18 protein-coding genes are annotated in these 18,742 nt (G+C 67.8%); all 18 read left to right on the top strand.

Going from position 1 to position 18,742, the window contains the following annotated elements; genetic code table 11:
- The first annotated feature begins 17 nt into the window (after window positions 1-17).
- The 18 genes from NF681_07925 to trpA all read left to right on the top strand — a co-directional run bounded on the left by NF681_07925 (window position 18) and on the right by trpA (window position 18,711).
- Window positions 18-803, top strand: coding sequence for a GntR family transcriptional regulator (locus NF681_07925; protein ID UST55094.1), 786 nt, complete (start codon window positions 18-20; stop codon window positions 801-803).
- A gap of 114 nt (window positions 804-917) precedes the next feature.
- Entirely contained in the window at window positions 918-1,361 is a 444-nt protein-coding gene (sdhC, locus tag NF681_07920) for a succinate dehydrogenase, cytochrome b556 subunit (GenBank protein ID UST55093.1), read from the top strand.
- Window positions 1,362-1,374: 13 nt separating this feature from the next.
- Window positions 1,375-1,740, top strand: a complete 366-nt coding sequence (gene sdhD, locus NF681_07915) for a succinate dehydrogenase, hydrophobic membrane anchor protein (GenBank protein UST55092.1) — start codon at window positions 1,375-1,377, stop codon at window positions 1,738-1,740.
- 5 nt (window positions 1,741-1,745) lie between these two features.
- Window positions 1,746-3,557: a succinate dehydrogenase flavoprotein subunit gene (gene sdhA / locus NF681_07910; GenBank protein ID UST55091.1), complete on the top strand. Its 1,812-nt coding sequence runs from the start codon at window positions 1,746-1,748 to the stop codon at window positions 3,555-3,557.
- Window positions 3,558-3,609: 52 nt separating this feature from the next.
- Window positions 3,610-4,311 carry a succinate dehydrogenase iron-sulfur subunit gene (locus NF681_07905; protein ID UST55090.1) on the top strand — a complete coding sequence of 234 codons (702 nt, stop codon included), beginning with the start codon at window positions 3,610-3,612 and terminating at the stop codon, window positions 4,309-4,311.
- A 14-nt stretch (window positions 4,312-4,325) separates the two neighbouring features.
- A complete protein-coding gene (locus tag NF681_07900; GenBank protein UST55089.1) occupies window positions 4,326-4,610 on the top strand; it encodes a succinate dehydrogenase assembly factor 2 in 285 nt (94 codons plus the stop codon).
- A gap of 60 nt (window positions 4,611-4,670) precedes the next feature.
- The gene (gltA, locus tag NF681_07895; protein UST55088.1) at window positions 4,671-5,981 is read left to right on the top strand and encodes a citrate synthase; all 1,311 of its coding nucleotides are present in this window, start codon (window positions 4,671-4,673) and stop codon (window positions 5,979-5,981) included.
- 178 nt (window positions 5,982-6,159) lie between these two features.
- Window positions 6,160-6,300, top strand: coding sequence for an entericidin A/B family lipoprotein (locus tag NF681_07890; GenBank protein ID UST55087.1), 141 nt, complete (start codon window positions 6,160-6,162; stop codon window positions 6,298-6,300).
- 168 nt (window positions 6,301-6,468) lie between these two features.
- Window positions 6,469-7,452 carry a LysR substrate-binding domain-containing protein gene (locus NF681_07885; protein UST55086.1) on the top strand — a complete coding sequence of 328 codons (984 nt, stop codon included), beginning with the start codon at window positions 6,469-6,471 and terminating at the stop codon, window positions 7,450-7,452.
- An 82-nt stretch (window positions 7,453-7,534) separates the two neighbouring features.
- Window positions 7,535-8,956 (top strand): 3-isopropylmalate dehydratase large subunit, encoded by a 1,422-nt coding sequence (leuC, locus tag NF681_07880; GenBank protein UST55085.1) that lies wholly within the window; start codon window positions 7,535-7,537, stop codon window positions 8,954-8,956.
- A gap of 16 nt (window positions 8,957-8,972) precedes the next feature.
- Window positions 8,973-9,623, top strand: a complete 651-nt coding sequence (gene leuD, locus NF681_07875; GenBank protein UST55084.1) for a 3-isopropylmalate dehydratase small subunit — start codon at window positions 8,973-8,975, stop codon at window positions 9,621-9,623.
- A gap of 60 nt (window positions 9,624-9,683) precedes the next feature.
- Window positions 9,684-10,796 carry a 3-isopropylmalate dehydrogenase gene (gene leuB / locus NF681_07870; protein ID UST55083.1) on the top strand — a complete coding sequence of 371 codons (1,113 nt, stop codon included), beginning with the start codon at window positions 9,684-9,686 and terminating at the stop codon, window positions 10,794-10,796.
- Window positions 10,797-10,883: 87 nt separating this feature from the next.
- Complete coding sequence (gene asd / locus NF681_07865; GenBank protein UST55082.1) at window positions 10,884-12,053, top strand: aspartate-semialdehyde dehydrogenase; 1,170 nt, start codon at window positions 10,884-10,886, stop codon at window positions 12,051-12,053.
- A gap of 134 nt (window positions 12,054-12,187) precedes the next feature.
- On the top strand, window positions 12,188-14,890 hold the full coding sequence (locus NF681_07860) for a hypothetical protein (GenBank protein UST55081.1): 2,703 nt from the start codon (window positions 12,188-12,190) through the stop codon (window positions 14,888-14,890).
- A gap of 51 nt (window positions 14,891-14,941) precedes the next feature.
- On the top strand, window positions 14,942-15,736 hold the full coding sequence (gene truA, locus NF681_07855) for a tRNA pseudouridine(38-40) synthase TruA (protein ID UST55080.1): 795 nt from the start codon (window positions 14,942-14,944) through the stop codon (window positions 15,734-15,736).
- 46 nt (window positions 15,737-15,782) lie between these two features.
- The gene (locus NF681_07850; GenBank protein UST55079.1) at window positions 15,783-16,508 is read left to right on the top strand and encodes a phosphoribosylanthranilate isomerase; all 726 of its coding nucleotides are present in this window, start codon (window positions 15,783-15,785) and stop codon (window positions 16,506-16,508) included.
- A gap of 77 nt (window positions 16,509-16,585) precedes the next feature.
- A complete protein-coding gene (gene trpB / locus NF681_07845) occupies window positions 16,586-17,869 on the top strand; it encodes a tryptophan synthase subunit beta (protein UST55078.1) in 1,284 nt (427 codons plus the stop codon).
- Entirely contained in the window at window positions 17,866-18,711 is an 846-nt protein-coding gene (gene trpA / locus NF681_07840) for a tryptophan synthase subunit alpha (GenBank protein UST55077.1), read from the top strand. The genes trpB and trpA overlap by 4 nt, the downstream gene beginning before the upstream one ends.
- Window positions 18,712-18,742 lie beyond the last annotated feature (31 nt).

Raw genomic sequence — 18,742 nt, 5'->3', positions numbered from 1 at the left:
GCCTTTTCGCCCCGTCCATGAACACACCTTCGTCCGCCCTCCTGCCGCCCCTGGCCCACGTCGCGGCGGAGAACGCGACGCCGTCGTTCAGCCCCCTCTACCAGCAGATCAAGGCATTGATCCTGCAACGGCTGCAGGCCGGCGAATGGAAGCCGGGCGAGCCCATCCCGAGCGAGATCGAGCTCGCCGCCCGGTTCCGCGTCAGCCAGGGCACGGTGCGCAAGGCGATCGACGAACTCGCCGCCGAGAACCTCGTGGTGCGGCGCCAGGGCAAGGGGACCTTCGTGGCCACGCACGCGGAGCACCACGTGCAGTACCGTTTCCTGCGCCTGGTGCCCGACCACGGCGACGCGCGCGCCGAGGGTCCGGCCGAGCGCACCATCGTCGACTGCCGGCGCCAGAGGGCCGCGGCCGACGTGGCACGGGCCCTGGGCCTTCGTGCGGGCGATGCCGTGCTGCAGGTGCGTCGCGTGCTGGCCTATGGCGGCGTACCGACGATCCTGGAGGACCTGTGGCTGCCGGGCACCCCCTTCAAGGGACTGACGGCGGAGCGTCTGCGCGACTGGCACGGCCCGATGTACGCCCTGTTCGAAACCGAATTCGGCGTGCGCATGGTGCGCGCCGAGGAGCGCATCCGCGCCGTGCACCCCGACGCGGAGCAGGCCGCCCTGCTGCAGTTGCCTGCGGACATGCCCCTTCTGAGCGTAGAGCGGGTGGCCCACACGTACCATGACGCACCCATGGAACTGCGCCGCGCGCTGTACCGGACCGACACGCACCACTATCGCAACGCACTCGGCTGAAAGCGATTCGACACGCCCGGATGCGCCGTCGAATGGTGCATTGCAATAGAATTTTGTGTTGTTTGCAAATTTGTCAAAGAACAAGTCGTTCATCAAAAGCAAAGAAAGCCCCCCATGACAGAGCTCGCCTCCTCCAGGCCGCCGCGCCGCCAGTTTCGCAACATCAACGCCTTCACGGACCTGACGACCTACCGGCTGCCACCTGCGGGCATCGTGTCGATCCTGCACCGCATCAGCGGTGTGATCATGTTCCTGTTGCTGCCGTTCATCATCTGGATGTTCGACACCTCGGTTTCGTCCGAGATCTCCTTCGCGCGCTTCAAGGCGGCCTTCAACAGCGGCCTGGGCTTCGCGCCCGGCTGGTTCCTCAAGCTCGTCGCGCTCGCGCTGATCTGGGCCTACCTCCATCACCTGATCGCCGGCCTGCGCCACCTGTGGATGGACGTGAGCCATGCGTCCGTCAACAAGAACTTCAGCCACAAGTCGGCCCTGTTCACGCTCGCATCGAGCATCGCGCTGACCGTCGTCCTCGGCGCCAAGCTCTTCGGTCTGTATTGAAGGAAAACTCCAAATGTCTGTGAACTACGGCTCCAAGCGCATCGTCGTCGGCGCGCACTACGGTCTGCGCGACTGGATGGCCCAGCATGTCACCGGGGGCCTGCTGGCCCTCTTCACGGTGCTGCTGCTGGCCCAGCTCGTCTTCTCGCGCGGCCCGATCGGCTACGAGACCTGGGCCGGCATCTTCGCCGCCCAGTGGATGAAGGTGCTCACGTTCGTCGTCATCGGCTCCATCCTGTATCACGTGTGGGTCGGCGCGCGGAACATTTTGATGGACTACGTCCAGCCCATCGGCATCCGCCTTACCTGCCAAATCTTCACCATCGTGTGGCTCGTGGGTTGCGCCGGCTGGGCCATCCAAGTGCTCTGGAGACTCTGAACCCCATGACCGCCTATACCAAAGACCAAATCACCAAGCGCAAGTTCGACGTCGTCATCGTCGGGGCCGGCGGCTCCGGCATGCGTGCCTCGCTGCAGCTCGCCCGCGCCGGCCTCAACGTGGCCGTGCTCTCCAAGGTGTTCCCGACGCGTTCGCACACCGTGGCCGCCCAGGGTGGCGTCGGCGCCTCGCTGGGCAACATGAGCGAGGACAACTGGCACTACCACTTCTACGACACCATCAAGGGCTCCGACTGGCTCGGCGACCAGGATGCGATCGAGTTCATGTGCCGTGAGGCCCCCAAGGTGGTCTACGAGCTCGAACACTTCGGCATGCCGTTCGACCGCAATCCCGACGGCACGATCTATCAGCGTCCGTTCGGTGGTCACACCGCCAACTACGGCGAGAAGCCGGTCCAGCGCGCCTGCGCGGCCGCAGACCGCACCGGCCACGCGATGCTGCACACGCTCTACCAGAAGAACGTCGAGGCCCGCACCCAGTTCTTCGTCGAATGGATGGCGCTCGACCTGATCCGCGACGAAGACGGCGACGTCGTCGGCGTGACCGCGCTCGAGATGGAGACCGGCGACCTGCACGTGCTGCAGGCCAAGACCGTGCTGCTGGCCACGGGCGGCGCGGGCCGCATCTTCCAGGCGTCCACCAACGCCTTCATCAACACCGGCGACGGCCTGGGCATGGCCGCGCGCGCGGGCATCCCGCTGCAGGACATGGAGTTCTGGCAATTCCACCCGACCGGCGTGGCCGGTGCCGGCGTGCTGCTGACCGAAGGCTGCCGTGGCGAAGGCGCCATCCTGCTCAACAGCAATGGCGAACGCTTCATGGAGCGCTATGCGCCCACCCTGAAGGACCTGGCGCCGCGCGACTTCGTCTCGCGGTGCATGGACCAGGAGATCAAGGAAGGTCGCGGCTGCGGTCCCAATAAGGACTACATCCACATGAAGCTCGATCACCTGGGCGCCGAGACGATCCACAAGCGACTGCCCTCGGTCTACGAGATCGGCATCAACTTCGCGAACGTCGACGTCACGAAGGAGCCGATCCCCGTGGTGCCGACCATCCACTACCAGATGGGCGGCATCCCGACCAACATCAACGGCCAGGTCGTCATCCAGAAGGGCGACGAGCACAGCGCCGTCGTCAACGGCCTCTATGCCGTGGGCGAATGCTCCTGCGTGAGCGTGCACGGCGCCAACCGCCTGGGCACCAACTCCCTGCTCGACCTGCTGGTGTTCGGCCGCGCCGCGGGCAACCACATCGTGCAGTTCAACGACAAGCTCAAGGAGCACAAGCCGCTGCCGGTCGACACGGCCGATCGCTCGCTGGCACGCCTGAACGAACTTGAGAACTCGACATCGGGCGAGTACGCGCAGGATGTCGCCAACGAGATCCGCACGGTCATGCAGCAGCATGCCGCGGTGTTCCGCAAGCAGGTGTCGATGGACGAGGGGGTCGCGAAGATCGCCGCCGTGCGCCAACGCGTCGCGGCCATCACGCTCAAGGACAAGTCGCGGGTGTTCAACACCGCGCGCATCGAGGCGCTCGAGGTGGACAACCTGATCGAGGTGGCGCAGGCCACGATGGTGTCGGCCGCCGCCCGCCGGGAATGCCGCGGCGCCCACACGGTCGAGGACTACGAGCGCCCGGCCGACGATCCGGTCTCGCCACTCGGCCGTGACGATGCCAACTGGATGAAGCACACGCTCTGGCACAGCGAGCCCAACAACCTCACCTACAAGCCCGTGCGCCTGCAACCGCTCACGGTCGCCTCGGTCCCGCCCAAGGTCCGCACGTTCTGATCCGGCCGCACGCCGCGATACGGAAGCCAAGAAACCAACGAAGGTCCCCACGATGAAGCGCACATTCCAGATCTACCGCTACGACCCGGACAAGGACGCCAAGCCCTACATGCAGACCATCGAGATCGAACTCGACGGTCACGAGCGCATGCTGCTCGACGCGCTGATGAAGCTCAAGGCACAGGATCCGACGCTGTCGTTCCGCCGCTCGTGCCGCGAAGGCGTCTGTGGCTCCGACGCCATGAACATCAACGGCAAGAACGGCCTGGCCTGCCTGACCAACATGCTCACGCTCAAGGGCACGATCGTGCTGAAGCCGCTCCCGGGTCTGCCGGTCATCCGCGACCTGATCGTGGACATGACCCAGTTCTTCAAGCAGTACAACTCGATCAAGCCGTACCTGCAGAACGACAACGTGCCGCCCGAGAAGGAACGCCTGCAGTCGCCCGAGGAACGCGAGGAGCTCGACGGCCTCTACGAATGCATCCTGTGCGCGAGCTGCTCCACCAGCTGCCCGAGCTTCTGGTGGAACCCCGACAAGTTCGTCGGCCCGGCCGGCCTGCTGCAGGCCTATCGCTTCATCGCCGACAGCCGCGACGAAGCCACCGGCGAGCGCCTGGACAACCTCGAGGATCCGTATCGCCTGTTCCGTTGCCACACGATCATGAACTGCGTCGACGTGTGCCCGAAGAACCTCAATCCCACCAAGGCGATCGGCAAGATCAAGGAACTGATGGTGCGGCGCGCCATCTGAACGGACACCTCTCGATGCAAGCCCCTGCCACCGACGACCTCGACCAGCCCCTGGACGAGCGAGCGCTCAGCAAACTGAGGTGGCGCTGCCGACGCGGCCTGCTCGAGAACGACCTGTTCATCGAGCGCTTCTTCCAGCGGCACGAGGCGGGCCTCACGGTCCGGCAGGCCCAGGCGCTCAACACCCTGATGGACCTTTCGGACCCGGACCTGCTGGACATCCTCCTGCAACGAAAGGAGCCCGAGCCCGCATGGGCCGGGGCCGATGTGGTCGATCTGTTGCGGCTGATGCGTGTCTAGCCGGCGCGAATTTCCCGTCCTCCAACCTTTTCGCATGTCCTCTTTGAAGAAAGCAACGCAATGAAAGCATCCGACACCAAAGCCACCCTGTCGTTCAGCAACGGCGGTGACAACGTCGAACTGCCGATCTACAAGGGCACCTTGGGCCCCGACGTCATCGACATCCGCAAGCTGTACGCGCAGACCGGCATGTTCACGTACGACCCAGGCTTCATGTCGACCGCCTCGTGCCAGTCGCACATCACCTACATCGATGGAGACAAGGGCGAACTGCTCTATCGCGGCTATCCGATCGAACAGCTCGCCACCAACTGCGACTTCCTCGAGACCTGCCACCTGCTGCTGTACGGAGAACTGCCCAACGAGACCCAGAAGGGCGACTTCACCAAGCTCGTGACCAACCACACGATGGTCAACGAGCAGATGCAGTTCTTCCTGCGCGGCTTCCGCCGCGACGCCCATCCGATGGCGATCATGACCGGGCTGGTCGGCGCGCTCTCGGCCTTCTATCACGACAGCACGGACATCAACAATCCGAAGCACCGCGAGATCGCGGCGATCCGCCTCATCGCGAAGATGCCCACGCTGGTGGCCATGGCGTACAAGTACACGATCGGCCAGCCGTACATGTATCCCAGGAACGACCTGAGCTACGCGGGCAATTTCCTGCACATGATGTTCGCCACGCCGTGCGAGGAATACAAGGTCAGCCCGGTGCTCGAACGCGCGCTCGACCGCATCTTCATCCTGCACGCCGATCATGAACAGAATGCCTCGACGTCCACCGTGCGCCTGTGCGGATCGTCCGGGACCAACCCGTTCGCCGCCATCGCGGCCGGCGTGGCGTGCCTCTGGGGTCCTGCCCATGGCGGTGCCAACGAGGCGGCGCTGAACATGCTCTACGACATCCAGAAGGCGGGCGGCGTCGAGAAGATCGGTGAGTTCATCAAGCAGGTCAAGGACAAGAACTCCAACGTCAAGCTGATGGGCTTCGGTCACCGGGTCTACAAGAACTACGATCCGCGCGCCAAGCTGATGCAGGAAACCTGCAAGGAAGTGCTCGCCGAGATGGGCCTGGAAAACGACCCGCTGTTCAAGCTGGCCATGGCCCTCGAGAAGATCGCCCTGGAAGACGAGTATTTCGTCTCGCGCAAGCTCTACCCGAACGTCGATTTCTATTCGGGCATCGTGCAGCGCGCGATCGGCATTCCAGTGCCGTTGTTCACCGCCGTGTTCGCCCTCGCCCGCACCGTGGGCTGGATCGCTCAGCTCAACGAGATGATCGGCGATCCGGAGTACAAGATCGGCCGGCCGCGCCAGCTCTTCGAAGGCTCGGTGCAGCGCGACGTGCAGGCGATCGCCACGCGCTGATTCGCAGGAACGAACGCCGGGTTGTTGGATTTGCAACACAGTTTCCCGGGTTGTCCCTGAAAGCTGCCCGAGGGCAGCTTTTTTGCCTTTTGGATTACAGGGTGTTTCGCGCGATCTGCTTACGCTCCTCGACGGTGGATCAACCCACTTCAATTCCATAAATCCCGAAGGAGTTCCCATGAAGAAACTTGCCGCACTGATCGCCGTTACCTTTGCCTTCGCCGTGCCCCTCGCAGGCTGCAACACGTTCAAGGGCGCTGGCCAGGACATCCAGAAGGGTGGCGAGAAGATCGAGAACGCCGCCGAGCGCAAGAAGTAAATCGGGTCGACCCCGTTGGAGAAAGCGGACTTCGGTCCGCTTTTTTCTGGGCGCTCGATGCTGGGGTTCATCGCCCATCGATGGCTTGGCCATCTCGCTTGGCGATGGCCAGACCCGTCCGAAGCGGAGAGAATATGGTCCCCCCATCTTTTCGCGCGATGCCCCTTCGTGATTGCCTCAGAACGCAGTTTCGCCCGCCGCATGGACCTGACCTCGCTGCAGCTGTTCGTGGCGGTGTGCGAGCTGGGCAGCATCGGCCGCGCCGCGGAGCGCGAATTCATCGCCGCTTCGGCGGTCAGCAAGCGCCTGTCCGACCTGGAGACCACCTTGTCCACGCGCCTGCTCTATCGCCACGCCCGCGGTGTCGACCTGACACCGGCCGGGGAGAGTCTGCTGCACCACGCGCGTTCGGTGCTCTACAGCCTCGAGAAGATGCAGGGCGAGCTCAGCGAATACGCCGATGGCGTGCGCGGCCATGTTCGCATGCACGCGAACATCTCCGCCATCGTCCAGTTCCTGCCGGAGGACCTGGGAGCCTTCCGCCACCGGCACGAGGAGATCAAGATCGATCTGGAGGAGCACCTGAGCACCGAAGTGCTGCGTGCCGTTCGGGAAGGTGCGGCCGACCTGGGCGTGTGCCACGCGCCGGAGGGGGCCAGCGAACTGCAGACCCAGCCTTATCGCACCGATCACCTGATGCTGGTCGTGCCGACCGGTCATGCCCTCCTGCGGGCAGAGTCCGGGGGTGATGACGGGTCCGCGCCAAGCGTGGCGTTCGCCGAAGCGCTCGACTTCGACCACGTCGGCCTGCACACCAACAGTTCGATCTATGTCGCGACGCGCCAGGCGGCCCTGGAAGCCGGCCGCAACCTCCGATTGCGCATCCACGTGACCGGGCTGGACGCCATGTGCCGCATGATCGAGAACGGCCTGGGCATCGGCGTGATGCCGGGCCGTGCGTTCGACCTCATGCGCGCGGGCATCGGCCACCGGCTGCGCGGCCTTCCCCTCGCGGACGGGTGGGCCCGGCGCGAGATCCGGCTCGTGGCACGCGATTTCTCCACCTTGCCCGTCGCCGCACGGGCACTGGTCGCGCACCTGCGTGCCTCCGGCGAAGCGGTCGAGCCGGCGCCCGCCGGACTCGCCGCCTGAGGCACGGACGCTCCCGCGCCGCCGACACCCCACCACCGACACGCTCCCGAATCCCAAGAGAACCCACGAAGGAAAACCCACCATGGCACGCACGCTCTACGACAAGCTCTGGGACGAACACGTCGTCCACACCGAGGAGGACGGCACTTCCATCCTCTACATCGACCGCCACCTGGTCCACGAGGTGACCAGCCCGCAGGCCTTCGAGGGCCTGCGCGTCGCGGGGCGCAAGCTCTGGCGCATCAGTTCGGTGGTCGCCACGGCCGACCACAACACGCCCACCACAGGCTGGGAACGCGGCTACGACGGCATCACCGATCCGATCAGCAAGGAACAGGTCACCACGCTCGATCACAACATCGAGGAATTCGGCGCCGCCGCCTTCTTCCCGTTCCTGAGCAAGCGCCAGGGCATCGTCCACGTCATCGGCCCCGAGTCGGGCGCGACGCTGCCGGGCATGACCGTCGTCTGCGGCGACTCCCACACCTCCACGCACGGCGCGTTCGGCGCCCTCGCGCACGGCATCGGCACCAGCGAGGTCGAGCACGTGATGGCGACGCAGACGCTGCTGGCCAAGAAGGCCAAGAACCTGCTGATCAAGGTCGAGGGCAAGCTGCCCCTGGGCTGCACGGCCAAGGACATCGTGCTGGCGATCATCGGACGCATCGGCACCGCCGGGGGCACCGGCTACACCATCGAGTTCGGCGGCTCGGCGATCCGTGAACTGAGCATGGAAGGCCGCATGACCGTGTGCAACATGGCCATCGAGGCCGGTGCGCGCGCCGGGCTGGTGGCGGTCGACGACAAGACCATCGCCTACGTCAAGGGCCGCCCTTTCGCGCCGACCGGCGTCGAATGGGATCAGGCGGTGGCCTACTGGAAGACGCTGCAGTCGGACCCCGATGCACGCTTCGACGCCGTGGTCGAACTCGACGCGGCGCAGATCCCGCCGCAGGTCACCTGGGGCACTTCGCCCGAGATGGTGACGGCCATCGACGGCCGCGTGCCCGATCCTGACAAGGAAAAGGACGCCAACAAGCGTGGCGCCATCGAGCGCGCCCTCACCTACATGGGCCTGGAGCCCAACAAGCCGATGAACGACATCTTCGTCGACAAGGTCTTCATCGGCTCGTGCACCAACAGCCGGATCGAGGACATGCGCGAGGCCGCCGCGGTGGTCAAGCGACTCGGCCAGAAGGTGGCCGGGAACGTCAAGCTGGCGATGGTGGTGCCGGGGTCCGGACTCGTCAAGGAACAGGCCGAGCGCGAAGGACTCGACCAGATCTTCAAGGCCGCCGGCTTCGAGTGGCGCGAGCCCGGCTGCTCGATGTGCCTGGCGATGAACGCCGACCGGCTGGAGCCGGGCGAGCGTTGCGCCTCGACCAGCAACCGCAACTTCGAGGGCCGCCAGGGCGCCGGCGGACGCACCCACCTCGTGAGTCCGGCCATGGCCGCCGCCGCCGCGGTGCACGGCCACTTCGTCGACATCCGTCAATTCGCCTGATCGAGGAAAACCTCAAATGCAGAAATTCACCGTTCACAAAGGCCTCGCGGCACCGATGGATCGCGAGAACGTCGACACCGACGCCATCATCCCCAAGCAGTTCCTCAAGTCGATCCGCAAGACCGGCTTCGGCCCGAACCTGTTCGACGAGTGGCGCTACCTCGACCACGGCGAACCGGGACAGGACCCGGGCTCGCGCAGGCCCAATCCCGATTTCGTCCTCAACCAGCCGCGCTACGCCGGCGCCTCCGTGCTGCTGGCGCGGAAGAACTTCGGTTGCGGCTCGTCGCGCGAGCACGCGCCGTGGGCACTCGACCAGTTCGGCTTCCGCGCCATCATCGCGCCGAGCTACGCCGACATCTTCTTCAACAACAGCTTCAAGAACGGCCTGCTGCCGATCGTGCTGCCGGAGTCGCAGGTCGCGCAGCTGTTCGACGAGGTGTTCGCCTTTCCCGGCTATGCGCTCACCATCGACCTGGAGCGCCAGGTCGTCGTCAAGCCCGACGGCACCGAACTGGCCTTCGAGGTGCAGGCCTTCCGCAAGTTCTGCCTGCTCAACGGTCTCGACGACATCGGGCTCACGCTGCAGAAGAAGGACAAGATCCTGGCCTTCGAGACCGAGCGCCTGGCCACCAAGCCCTGGCTGGCGAAGACCGCGCTGGTCTGAACCGCCGAGGCGGATGCGCGCACCCGCCTCGCCCCCTCTCCAAGACAAAAGAAAAGACTCATGAAAATCGCAGTTCTCCCAGGTGACGGCATCGGCACCGAAATCGTCGCCGAGGCCGTTCGCGTGCTCGGCGCGCTCGACCTGAAGTTCGAGATGGAAACCGCGCTCGTCGGCGGCGCTGCCTTCGACGCCCATGGCCATCCGCTGCCCGACGCCACGCTGCAGTTGGCCAAGGACGCCGACGCCATCCTCTTCGGTGCTGTCGGCGACTGGAAATACGACACGCTGGACCGTCCCCTGCGCCCCGAGCAGGCCATCCTGGGCCTGCGCAAGCACCTCGGACTGTTCGCCAACTTCCGCCCCGCCATCTGCTACGAGCAGCTCGTCGGCGCTTCCAGCCTGAAGCCCGAACTGGTCGCCGGCCTGGACATCCTGATCGTGCGCGAGCTCACCGGTGACATCTATTTCGGGCAGCCGCGCGGTCGCCGCACCGCCATCGACGGGCACTTCCCCGGCGCCGAGGAGGCCTTCGACACGATGCGCTACTCGCGTCCGGAGATCGAGCGCATCGCGCGCGTCGCCTTCGATGCGGCACGCAAGCGCGGCAAGCGCGTGACCAGCGTCGACAAGGCCAACGTGCTGGAGACCTTCCAGTTCTGGAAGGACGTCGTCACCGAGGTCGGCAAGGACTACCCGGACGTCGAGCTCGACCACATGTACGTCGACAACGCCGCCATGCAGCTGGTGAAGGCGCCCAAGAAGTTCGACGTCGTGGTCACCGGCAACATGTTCGGCGACATCCTGTCGGACGCCGCAGCGATGCTGACGGGCTCGATCGGCATGCTGCCCTCGGCCTCGCTCAACGCCAGCAGCCAGGGCCTCTACGAGCCCAGCCACGGCAGCGCGCCGGACATCGCCGGCAAGGGCATCGCCAATCCGCTGGCTACAATCCTGTCCGCCGCCATGATGCTCCGCTTCTCCCTCCAACAGCCCGAGGCCGCCGACCGAATCGAGTCGGCGGTGAGCGCGGTGCTGGCGTCGGGATTGCGCACGGGAGACATCTGGTCGGCGGGCACGACGCGCGTCGGTACGCGCGAGATGGGCGATGCGGTGGTGGCCGCGCTGTCCTCGTCGCCGGCCTCGGCCATCACCAAAAAGACGATTACCGGCTGACCGCGGCCCGCTTCGTCATGCCCCCCGGCCCGACGAGCCGGGCGCAAAGAGAAACCCATCCTTCTTTTTCTCAAAGGGCACACTGAAATGGCGAACGCATCTCAACCTCTGGTCGGCCTCGTGGGCTGGCGCGGCATGGTCGGCTCGGTCCTGATGGACCGCATGCAGGCCGAAGACGACTTCGGTCTCATCGAGCCGGTCTTCTTCTCCACCTCCAACGCCGGCGGCAAGGCTCCGGCCTGGGCGAAGAACGAGACCACGCTCCAGGACGCCCACGACATCGAGGCGCTCAAGAAGTGCGAGATCGTCGTCACGGCGCAGGGCGGCGACTACACCTCCGCCGTGTTTTCCAAGCTGCGCGCGACCGGCTGGACCGGCCACTGGATCGACGCCGCCTCCACCCTGCGCATGCAGGACGATGCCGTCATCGTGCTGGACCCGGTCAACCTGCCCGTCATCCGCAACGCGCTGGTCAAGGGCGGCAAGAACTGGATCGGCGGCAATTGCACCGTCAGCTGCATGCTGATGGGCGTCGGCGCGCTGTACAAGGCCGGCCTGGTCGAGTGGATGACCAGCATGACCTACCAGGCCGCGTCGGGCGGCGGCGCGCAGCACATGCGCGAACTGCTCACGCAGTTCGGCACGCTCAACGCCGAGGTGCGCGCATTGCTGGACGACCCCAAGTCCGCCATCCTGGAGATCGACCGCAAGGTGCTGCAGAAGCAGCAGAACCTCGGCGCGAGCGAGATCGCGAACTTCGGCGCCCCCCTGGGCGGCTCGCTGATTCCCTGGATCGACAAGGACCTGGGCCTGGGCAAGGGCCAGGAAGAGGAAGGCTGGGGCACGTCCAAGGAAGAGTGGAAGGGCGGCGCGGAGACCAACAAGATCCTGGGCCAGGGCGCCGGCTTCGGCACCGCGGCGACGCCGGTCGACGGCTTCTGCGTGCGCGTCGGCGCCATGCGCTGCCACAGTCAGGCGCTGACCTTCAAGTTGAAGAAGAACGTGCCCGTGGCGGACATCGAGGCCATGATCGCCGCTGACAACCCATGGGCGAAGGTCGTGCCCAACACGCGCGAGGCGACGGTCAGGTCGCTCACCCCGGTGGCCGTGACCGGCACCATGGACATTCCGGTCGGCCGCATCCGCAAGCTGGCCATGGGGCCCGACTACGTCGGCGCCTTTACCATCGGCGACCAGCTGCTGTGGGGCGCGGCCGAGCCGCTGCGCCGCATGCTGCGCATCCTGCTGGAAGCCTGAGTTTCCCGACGACGCGGCGCCCGGTCGACAGGCCGCGCGCTGCCGGGCGGGGGTGATGGACGGCGCCTTGTCAGTGCGAAACGATAATGTTAACGTCCCCTTACAATTCTTAACGCTGTTTGGCTCCGCCCCGAATGAACAGATCTCCGGCACGCGCCGCTCCCCTCCTGCCTTCCCTCCCCCGCCGCCCCGCCCTGTCCCTCGTCGCGGCGGGCATCGCACTGGCCCTCGGCACGTTCGGCATCGACGCGGCAGCGCTCTCCCTGGGTCGGATCAACGTGCTGTCGTCCCTGGGGGAGCCGCTTCGCGCGGAAGTCGAACTGACGGACGTCACGGCCGCCGAGGCCGACGGCCTGCGGGTCCGCATCCCGTCGGCCGATGCGTTCCGTGCCATCGGCGTGCCCTACAACTCGGCGCTCGCGGACGTGCAGGCGACCGTGCAGCGCCGCCCGAACGGCCGCTATGTCGTGCAGCTGTCCAGCAGCCGGCAGATGGCCGATCCCTTCATCGACGTGCTGCTCGAAGCCAACGGCAGTTCGGGACGCGTGTTCCGCGACTACACCGTGCTGATCGATCCGGCGGGCGCCCGCCCGGTGGCCCCGCCCCCGGCCGTGGCGGCCGTGCCGGTCCCCGCGTCGCGTCCGGCGTCCGTCGCGGGCGAGGACCGCGCCAGACCCTCGACGCCGCCGACGGATCGGCCACGTGCCGTGCCCGCTCAACGGCCCACGAGCGTCACGCAAGCACCGGCGCCGGCGCCGGCACCGGCGGAACGCATCGTGCCTCCCACGGCCAGGAGCAGCGTCGACGGTGGCGGTGGTCGCCAGATCACCGTGCGCCCCGGCGACACCGCCAGCCGGATCGCCAACGCCGTCAAGCCCGCCGAGATCTCGCTCGACCAGATGCTCGTGGCGCTGCTGCGCGCCAATCCCGACGCCTTCATGGAAGGCAACCTCAATCGCGTCCGGGCCGGTGCCGTGATGGAAGTGCCCGATGCGTCGCAGGCCGGCGCCTTGTCGCCGCAGGACGCACGGCGCGCCGTCATCGCCCAGAGTCGCGACTTCGGTGACTACCGCCGCCAGCTGGCCGACAACGCGCCGGCTTCCGGCCTGGCGCCGCCGGGTCGGCAGGCGGCCGGCAGGGTGCAGTCCGACGTGCAGGCGCGCACGCCCGACACGCCCGCCGACCGGTTGACCATCGCACCGGGCGGCAGCGCGCCGGCATCCGCGAATGCCCCGACGCCGCAGGCGGGCGCCGGTGGTGGTGGCGTGGCCGGTTCCGCGCCCGGGGCGCCCACCGCGGGCGTCGCAGGTCCGCTGGGCGTCGCCAGCGCGCCCACTCCAGGTACGCCGGCGATCACGCCAGCGTCCGGCAGTACCGCCGCGACCGCCGTCGCAGCCGCACCCGCCGCAGCCGATGCGGCCGGCCCGGGCAACGGCACCGCCGCGCCGACGGCCAGCACGCCCACCACGCCCGCCACGCCCGCCGCGAGCGTGTCCGTGCCCGCTGCTGCCACCGCGGCCGGTTCCGAAGAGGCCTGGTACGAGTCCATCCTGGCCAACCCGCTGGCGCTCGGCGGCCTCGGCCTGATGGGTCTGCTGATCGCCTGGCTGGCGTTCCGTCTGAACAGCCGCAGGCGCCGGGATGCGGCCGACAGCGTCTTCCTGGAAAGCAACGTGCCCAAGGACTCGTTCTTCGCCGCGAGCGGCGGCGAATCGGTGGACACGCGCCAGCGCGGCGGCGCGTTGGCATCGTCGCTTTCCTATTCGCCCAGCCACGTCGATGCCGCCGATGTCGATCCGGTCGCGGAGGCCGATGTCTACCTCGCCTACGGCCGCGACCTGCAGGCCGAGGAAATCCTGCGCGAGGCCCTGAAGGCGCAACCGGAACGCGTGGCCATCCACCTGAAGCTGCTGGAGATCCATGCCAAGCGTCGCGACGTCCGTGCTTACGCGACGCTGGCGCAGGACGTCCACGCACTGACCGGCGGCACCGGCGGCGACTGGGCGCGCGTGCTGGAGATGGGCCGCGAACTGGACCCCGGCAATCCGGCCTACGACGCCGACGGCCGCGCCGGTGGCCTGGCGGGGGCCGCAGCCCTGAGCATGTCGGCCGAGGCGATCCGCGCGCAGACCGCGTCGGTGCCGGTGGCCGTGTCCGTGCCCGCGGCCGTGCCCTCCACGCCCGAGCCCGTGTCGGCGCTGCCCCCGGTCTTCACGTCGCAGGCACCGGCCTTCGTGCCTTCCGTGGCGCCGCTCGATTTCGATCTGGACCTCGATCGGCCCGATCCCGTCCCGCCCCCTGCGCCAGCCGCTCGCAAGCCCGTCGATCCCATGCAACCGCCCCTGGACACGACGATCTCGATGCCCCTCGAGAACCCGCCCGAGGCGAACCGGCCGCAGAACCCCTTCCTGTCCACCATGCCGCATCCGCCCCTCGACGGCGGTGCGGACCATCCGCTGACGATCGATCTGGCGGATTTCGACACGACGCCGGCCGCACTCGAGACGCCCCCCCCGCGTCAGGCACTGCCAGAGGTGCCCGAGAGCGAGTACGCCACCTTGCGTGCCGACCTGCCGCCGGACTCGGGCCTGATCGATTTCGACGTCCGCGACCTGTCCCAGACGCGCACGCCGGCAGCGGCCGACACGGTTCGCGCGAGCCTGGAGTCGCAGCGCCAGATCGACAGTGACCCGCAGGCGATCAAGCTGGCGCTGGCGCGCGAGCTGCAGGCCATGGGCGACCTCGAAGGCGCGCGGTCGCTGATCGAGGAGGTCGAATCCGAGAGTTCCGGCGAGCTGCGCCAGCAGGCCCGGCGGATGCTGAGCCAGCTCGAGTGATCGCAGGTGGGATGGCGCCTCGGGTGCCCCGTTTCGTCGCAGGGAAGTGACATGAGGATCGCGCTGGGCGTGCGCTACAACGGGCAGGCCTACCAGGGCTGGCAGAGTCAGCGCTCGGGACGGACCGTGCAGGACCGGCTCGAAGCCGCCTTGGGCCGATTCGCCGACGCCCCGATCTCGACGCTGTGCGCCGGTCGCACCGACGCCGGCGTGCACGCGCTCATGCAGGTGGCGCACTTCGACACCGACATCGAGCGCGCGCCGTTCTCCTGGGTTCGTGGCACCAACCGCTACCTGCCGGCGGACATCGCGTTGCAGTGGGCGCATCCGGTGCCCGACGCCTTCCACTGCCGGGCCAGCGCGCTGACGCGCCGCTACCGCTACGAGCTCTCGCAATCCCCGGTGCGCCCGAGCCTGGACGCCGGACGCGTCGGCTGGTCGATGCGCGCGCTCGACGGCGACGCCATGCGTGCGGCCGCCGCCCATTTGATCGGCACCCACGACTTCAGTTCGTTCCGGGCCTCGGCCTGCCAGGCGCGATCGCCGGTCAAGCACCTGCGGCGCATCGACATCCTCCGGCGTGACGCGTCCGCCGACGGCGAGCGCTGCCATTGGCGCTTCGAGTTCGAGGCCGATGCCTTCCTGCATCACATGATCCGCAACCTGATGGGCTGCCTGCTGCGGGTGGGTCATGGCGAGGCGCCGCCGGAGTGGATCGCCGAGGTGTTGGCCGCGCGCAGCCGCAAGGTCGCCGCGCCGACCTTCTCCGCCGACGGGCTGTATTTCCTCGGCCCGCTCTACGATGCGGCCTGGGGCCTGCCGGCCGAGGCCACGCTCGGCGCCTGAAGTCGGGTGCCGGCGTGCCGGGAGGGGCGTGCGTATCATCGTCCGCATGAGCCTTCCAACCGTTCCGTCCACTGCCGTCGCGAGGTCCGCGTCATCCCGCACGCGCATCAAGATCTGCGGCTTGACGCGCGAGGCCGACGTCGACGCGGCCGTCGAGTCCGGCGCCGACGCGGTCGGCTTCGTGCTCTATCCGCCGAGTCCGCGCGCCGTGTCGGTCGCGCGGGCGGCCGAGTTGGCGGCGCGCCTGCCGCCCTTCGTCACGCCGGTGCTGCTGTTCGTCAACGACGACGCGACCCGGGTGCGCGACGCCCTGCGGCGGGTGCCCGGCGCGATGGCCCAGTTCCACGGTGACGAATCGCCCGCGTGGTGCGTCGAGGCGAGCGGCGACGGCGCCCACCGCTTCCTGCGCGCGGCGCGCATTCCTCTGGGGGCGGCAGGGGCAAGTTTCGACCTCCTAAAATACGCATCCGATTTCTCCCACGCCCACGCCATCCTGCTCGACGCCGAAGTCGCGGGTTTCGGCGGCGGCGGCAATGCATTCGATTGGTCACTCCTTCCAACCGCCGTCGACGCTCACCTCGTCTTGAGTGGTGGACTCACACCTGCAAACGTGGCAGAGGGCATCGCCGCGCTGCGCCCGCGTTGCCGGTCGCTGGCCGTTGACGTCAGCTCCGGCGTCGAGGCCGACGGCCCGGGCATGAAAGGCATCAAGGACGCCGCCAAGGTCGGCGCCTTCATCGCCGCCGTGCGCACCGCCGACCTCGCGACCTGACCCCACCCGCCGCGCGACGCCCACTCATCCGGGCCGTCGCCGACGCTCCCCATCGAGAGACACAGAGAAAGCATCCCATGGACGCCAGCACCCGCTATCAGCAACCCGACGCCAGTGGCCATTTCGGCCCCTATGGCGGCACCTTCGCGAGCGAGACGCTCACCCACGCCATCGCCGAACTGCGCGAGGCCTACGCCCGCTACAAGGACGATCCGGCGTTCCTGGCCGAATTCCACTACGAACTGGCCCACTTCGTGGGGCGGCCCTCGCCGGTCTATCACGCCGCGCGCACCAGCCACGAGATGGGCGGCGCGCAGATCTACCTCAAGCGCGAGGACCTCAATCACACCGGCGCGCACAAGATCAACAACGTGATCGGCCAGGCGATGCTCGCCAAGCGCATGGGCAAGCCGCGCGTGATCGCCGAGACCGGCGCCGGCCAGCACGGGGTGGCCACGGCCACGATCTGCGCGCGCTACGGCCTCGAATGCGTGGTCTACATGGGCAGCCAGGACGTCCTGCGCCAGAGCCCCAACGTCTACCGCATGAACCTGCTGGGCGCGACGGTGGTGCCGGTCGAGTCGGGCAGCAAGACCCTGAAGGACGCGCTCAACGAGGCCATGCGCGACTGGGTCACCAACGTCGAGAACACTTTCTACATCATCGGCACCGTGGCCGGTCCGCACCCCTATCCGATGATGGTGCGCGACTTCCAGAGCGTCATCGGCACCGAATGCATCGCCCAGATGCCCGCGATGCTGGCGGTCGACGGCGTCACCGACCGCGCCGACCGGCAACCCGACGTGGTGGTCGCCTGCGTGGGCGGGGGCAGCAACGCGATGGGTATCTTCCATCCCTACATCCCGTACGAGCAGACGCGCCTGATCGGCGTCGAGGCCGCCGGTGAAGGCCTGGACAGCGGCAAGCACTCGGCCTCGATCCTGCGCGGCAGCCCCGGCGTGCTGCACGGCAACCGGACCTACCTGCTGCAGACCGAGGACGGCCAGATCACCGAGACGCACAGCATCAGCGCCGGCCTGGACTATCCCGGCGTCGGCCCCGAGCACGCGCACCTGGCCGACATCGGCCGCGCCGAGTACGTCGGCGTCACCGACGCCGAGGCGCTCGCGGCCTTCCACTACCTGTGCCGGACCGAGGGCATCATCCCCGCGCTCGAATCGGCCCACGCGGTGGCCTACGCCATGAAGCTGGCCCCGACGATGCGCGCCGACCAGTCGATCCTGGTCAACCTCTCGGGTCGCGGCGACAAGGACATCGGCACGGTGGCCGATCTGTCGGGCGTCGACTTCTACGACCGGCCGTCGATGCGCGGTCTGGGCGTGAAGGGAGGCAAGGCATGAGCCGCATCGCCGCGACCTTCGAGGCGCTGGCGCGTGACGGGCGAAAGGCCCTCATTCCCTACGTGACGGCGGGCTTCCCGTTCCCCGACGTCACGCCCGAGCTGATGCACGGCATGGTCGCGGCCGGCGCCGACGTCATCGAACTGGGCGTCCCCTTCTCCGACCCGATGGCCGACGGCCCGGTGATCCAGCAGGCCGGCGAGGCGGCACTCGCGCAGGGCGTCGGCACGCGCCAGGTGCTGGCGATGGTGGCGGACTTCCGCCGCGACGACACCCGCACGCCGGTCGTGCTGATGGGCTACGCCAACCCGGTCGAGCGCTACGACGGCGTCCACGGCAAGGGCAGCTTCGTGCGCGACGCGGCCACCGCCGGCGTCGACGGACTGCTGATCGTCGACTACCCGCCGGAGGAGTGCGAGGTCTTCGCCGCCGAGCTGCGCGCCGTGGGCATCGACCTGATCTTCCTGCTGGCCCCGACCAGCACCGAGGCGCGCATGGCGCAGGTCGCGCGCATCGCCACGGGCTACGTCTACTACGTCTCGCTCAAGGGCGTGACCGGCGCCGGCCACCTCGACACCGAGGCCGTCGGCCGCATGATCCCGCGCATCCGCGCGCACGTGACGGTGCCCGTGGGCGTGGGCTTCGGCATCCGCGACGCCCGCACGGCCCAGGCGGTGGGCTCGACCGCCGATGCGGTGGTGATCGGCACGCGGATCCTGCAGCTCATCGGCGACCAGCCGCGCGAGCGCGTCGTTCCGGTGGTGCGCGAGTTCCTCGGCGAGATCCGCCAGGCCCTCGACGCCCTGCCGGGCGCCACGCCCAAGAACGCGGCCGGCGGCTGATCCGCGAGGCGTTCGATCGGCCGATAATCGC

Source organism: Comamonadaceae bacterium OTU4NAUVB1 (assembly GCA_024372625.1).
In the GTDB taxonomy this organism is placed as follows: domain Bacteria; phylum Pseudomonadota; class Gammaproteobacteria; order Burkholderiales; family Burkholderiaceae_C; genus Variovorax.
The sequence above is the reverse complement of the archived record's forward strand: the minus strand, read 5'-3'. Positions and strand labels throughout refer to the sequence as shown.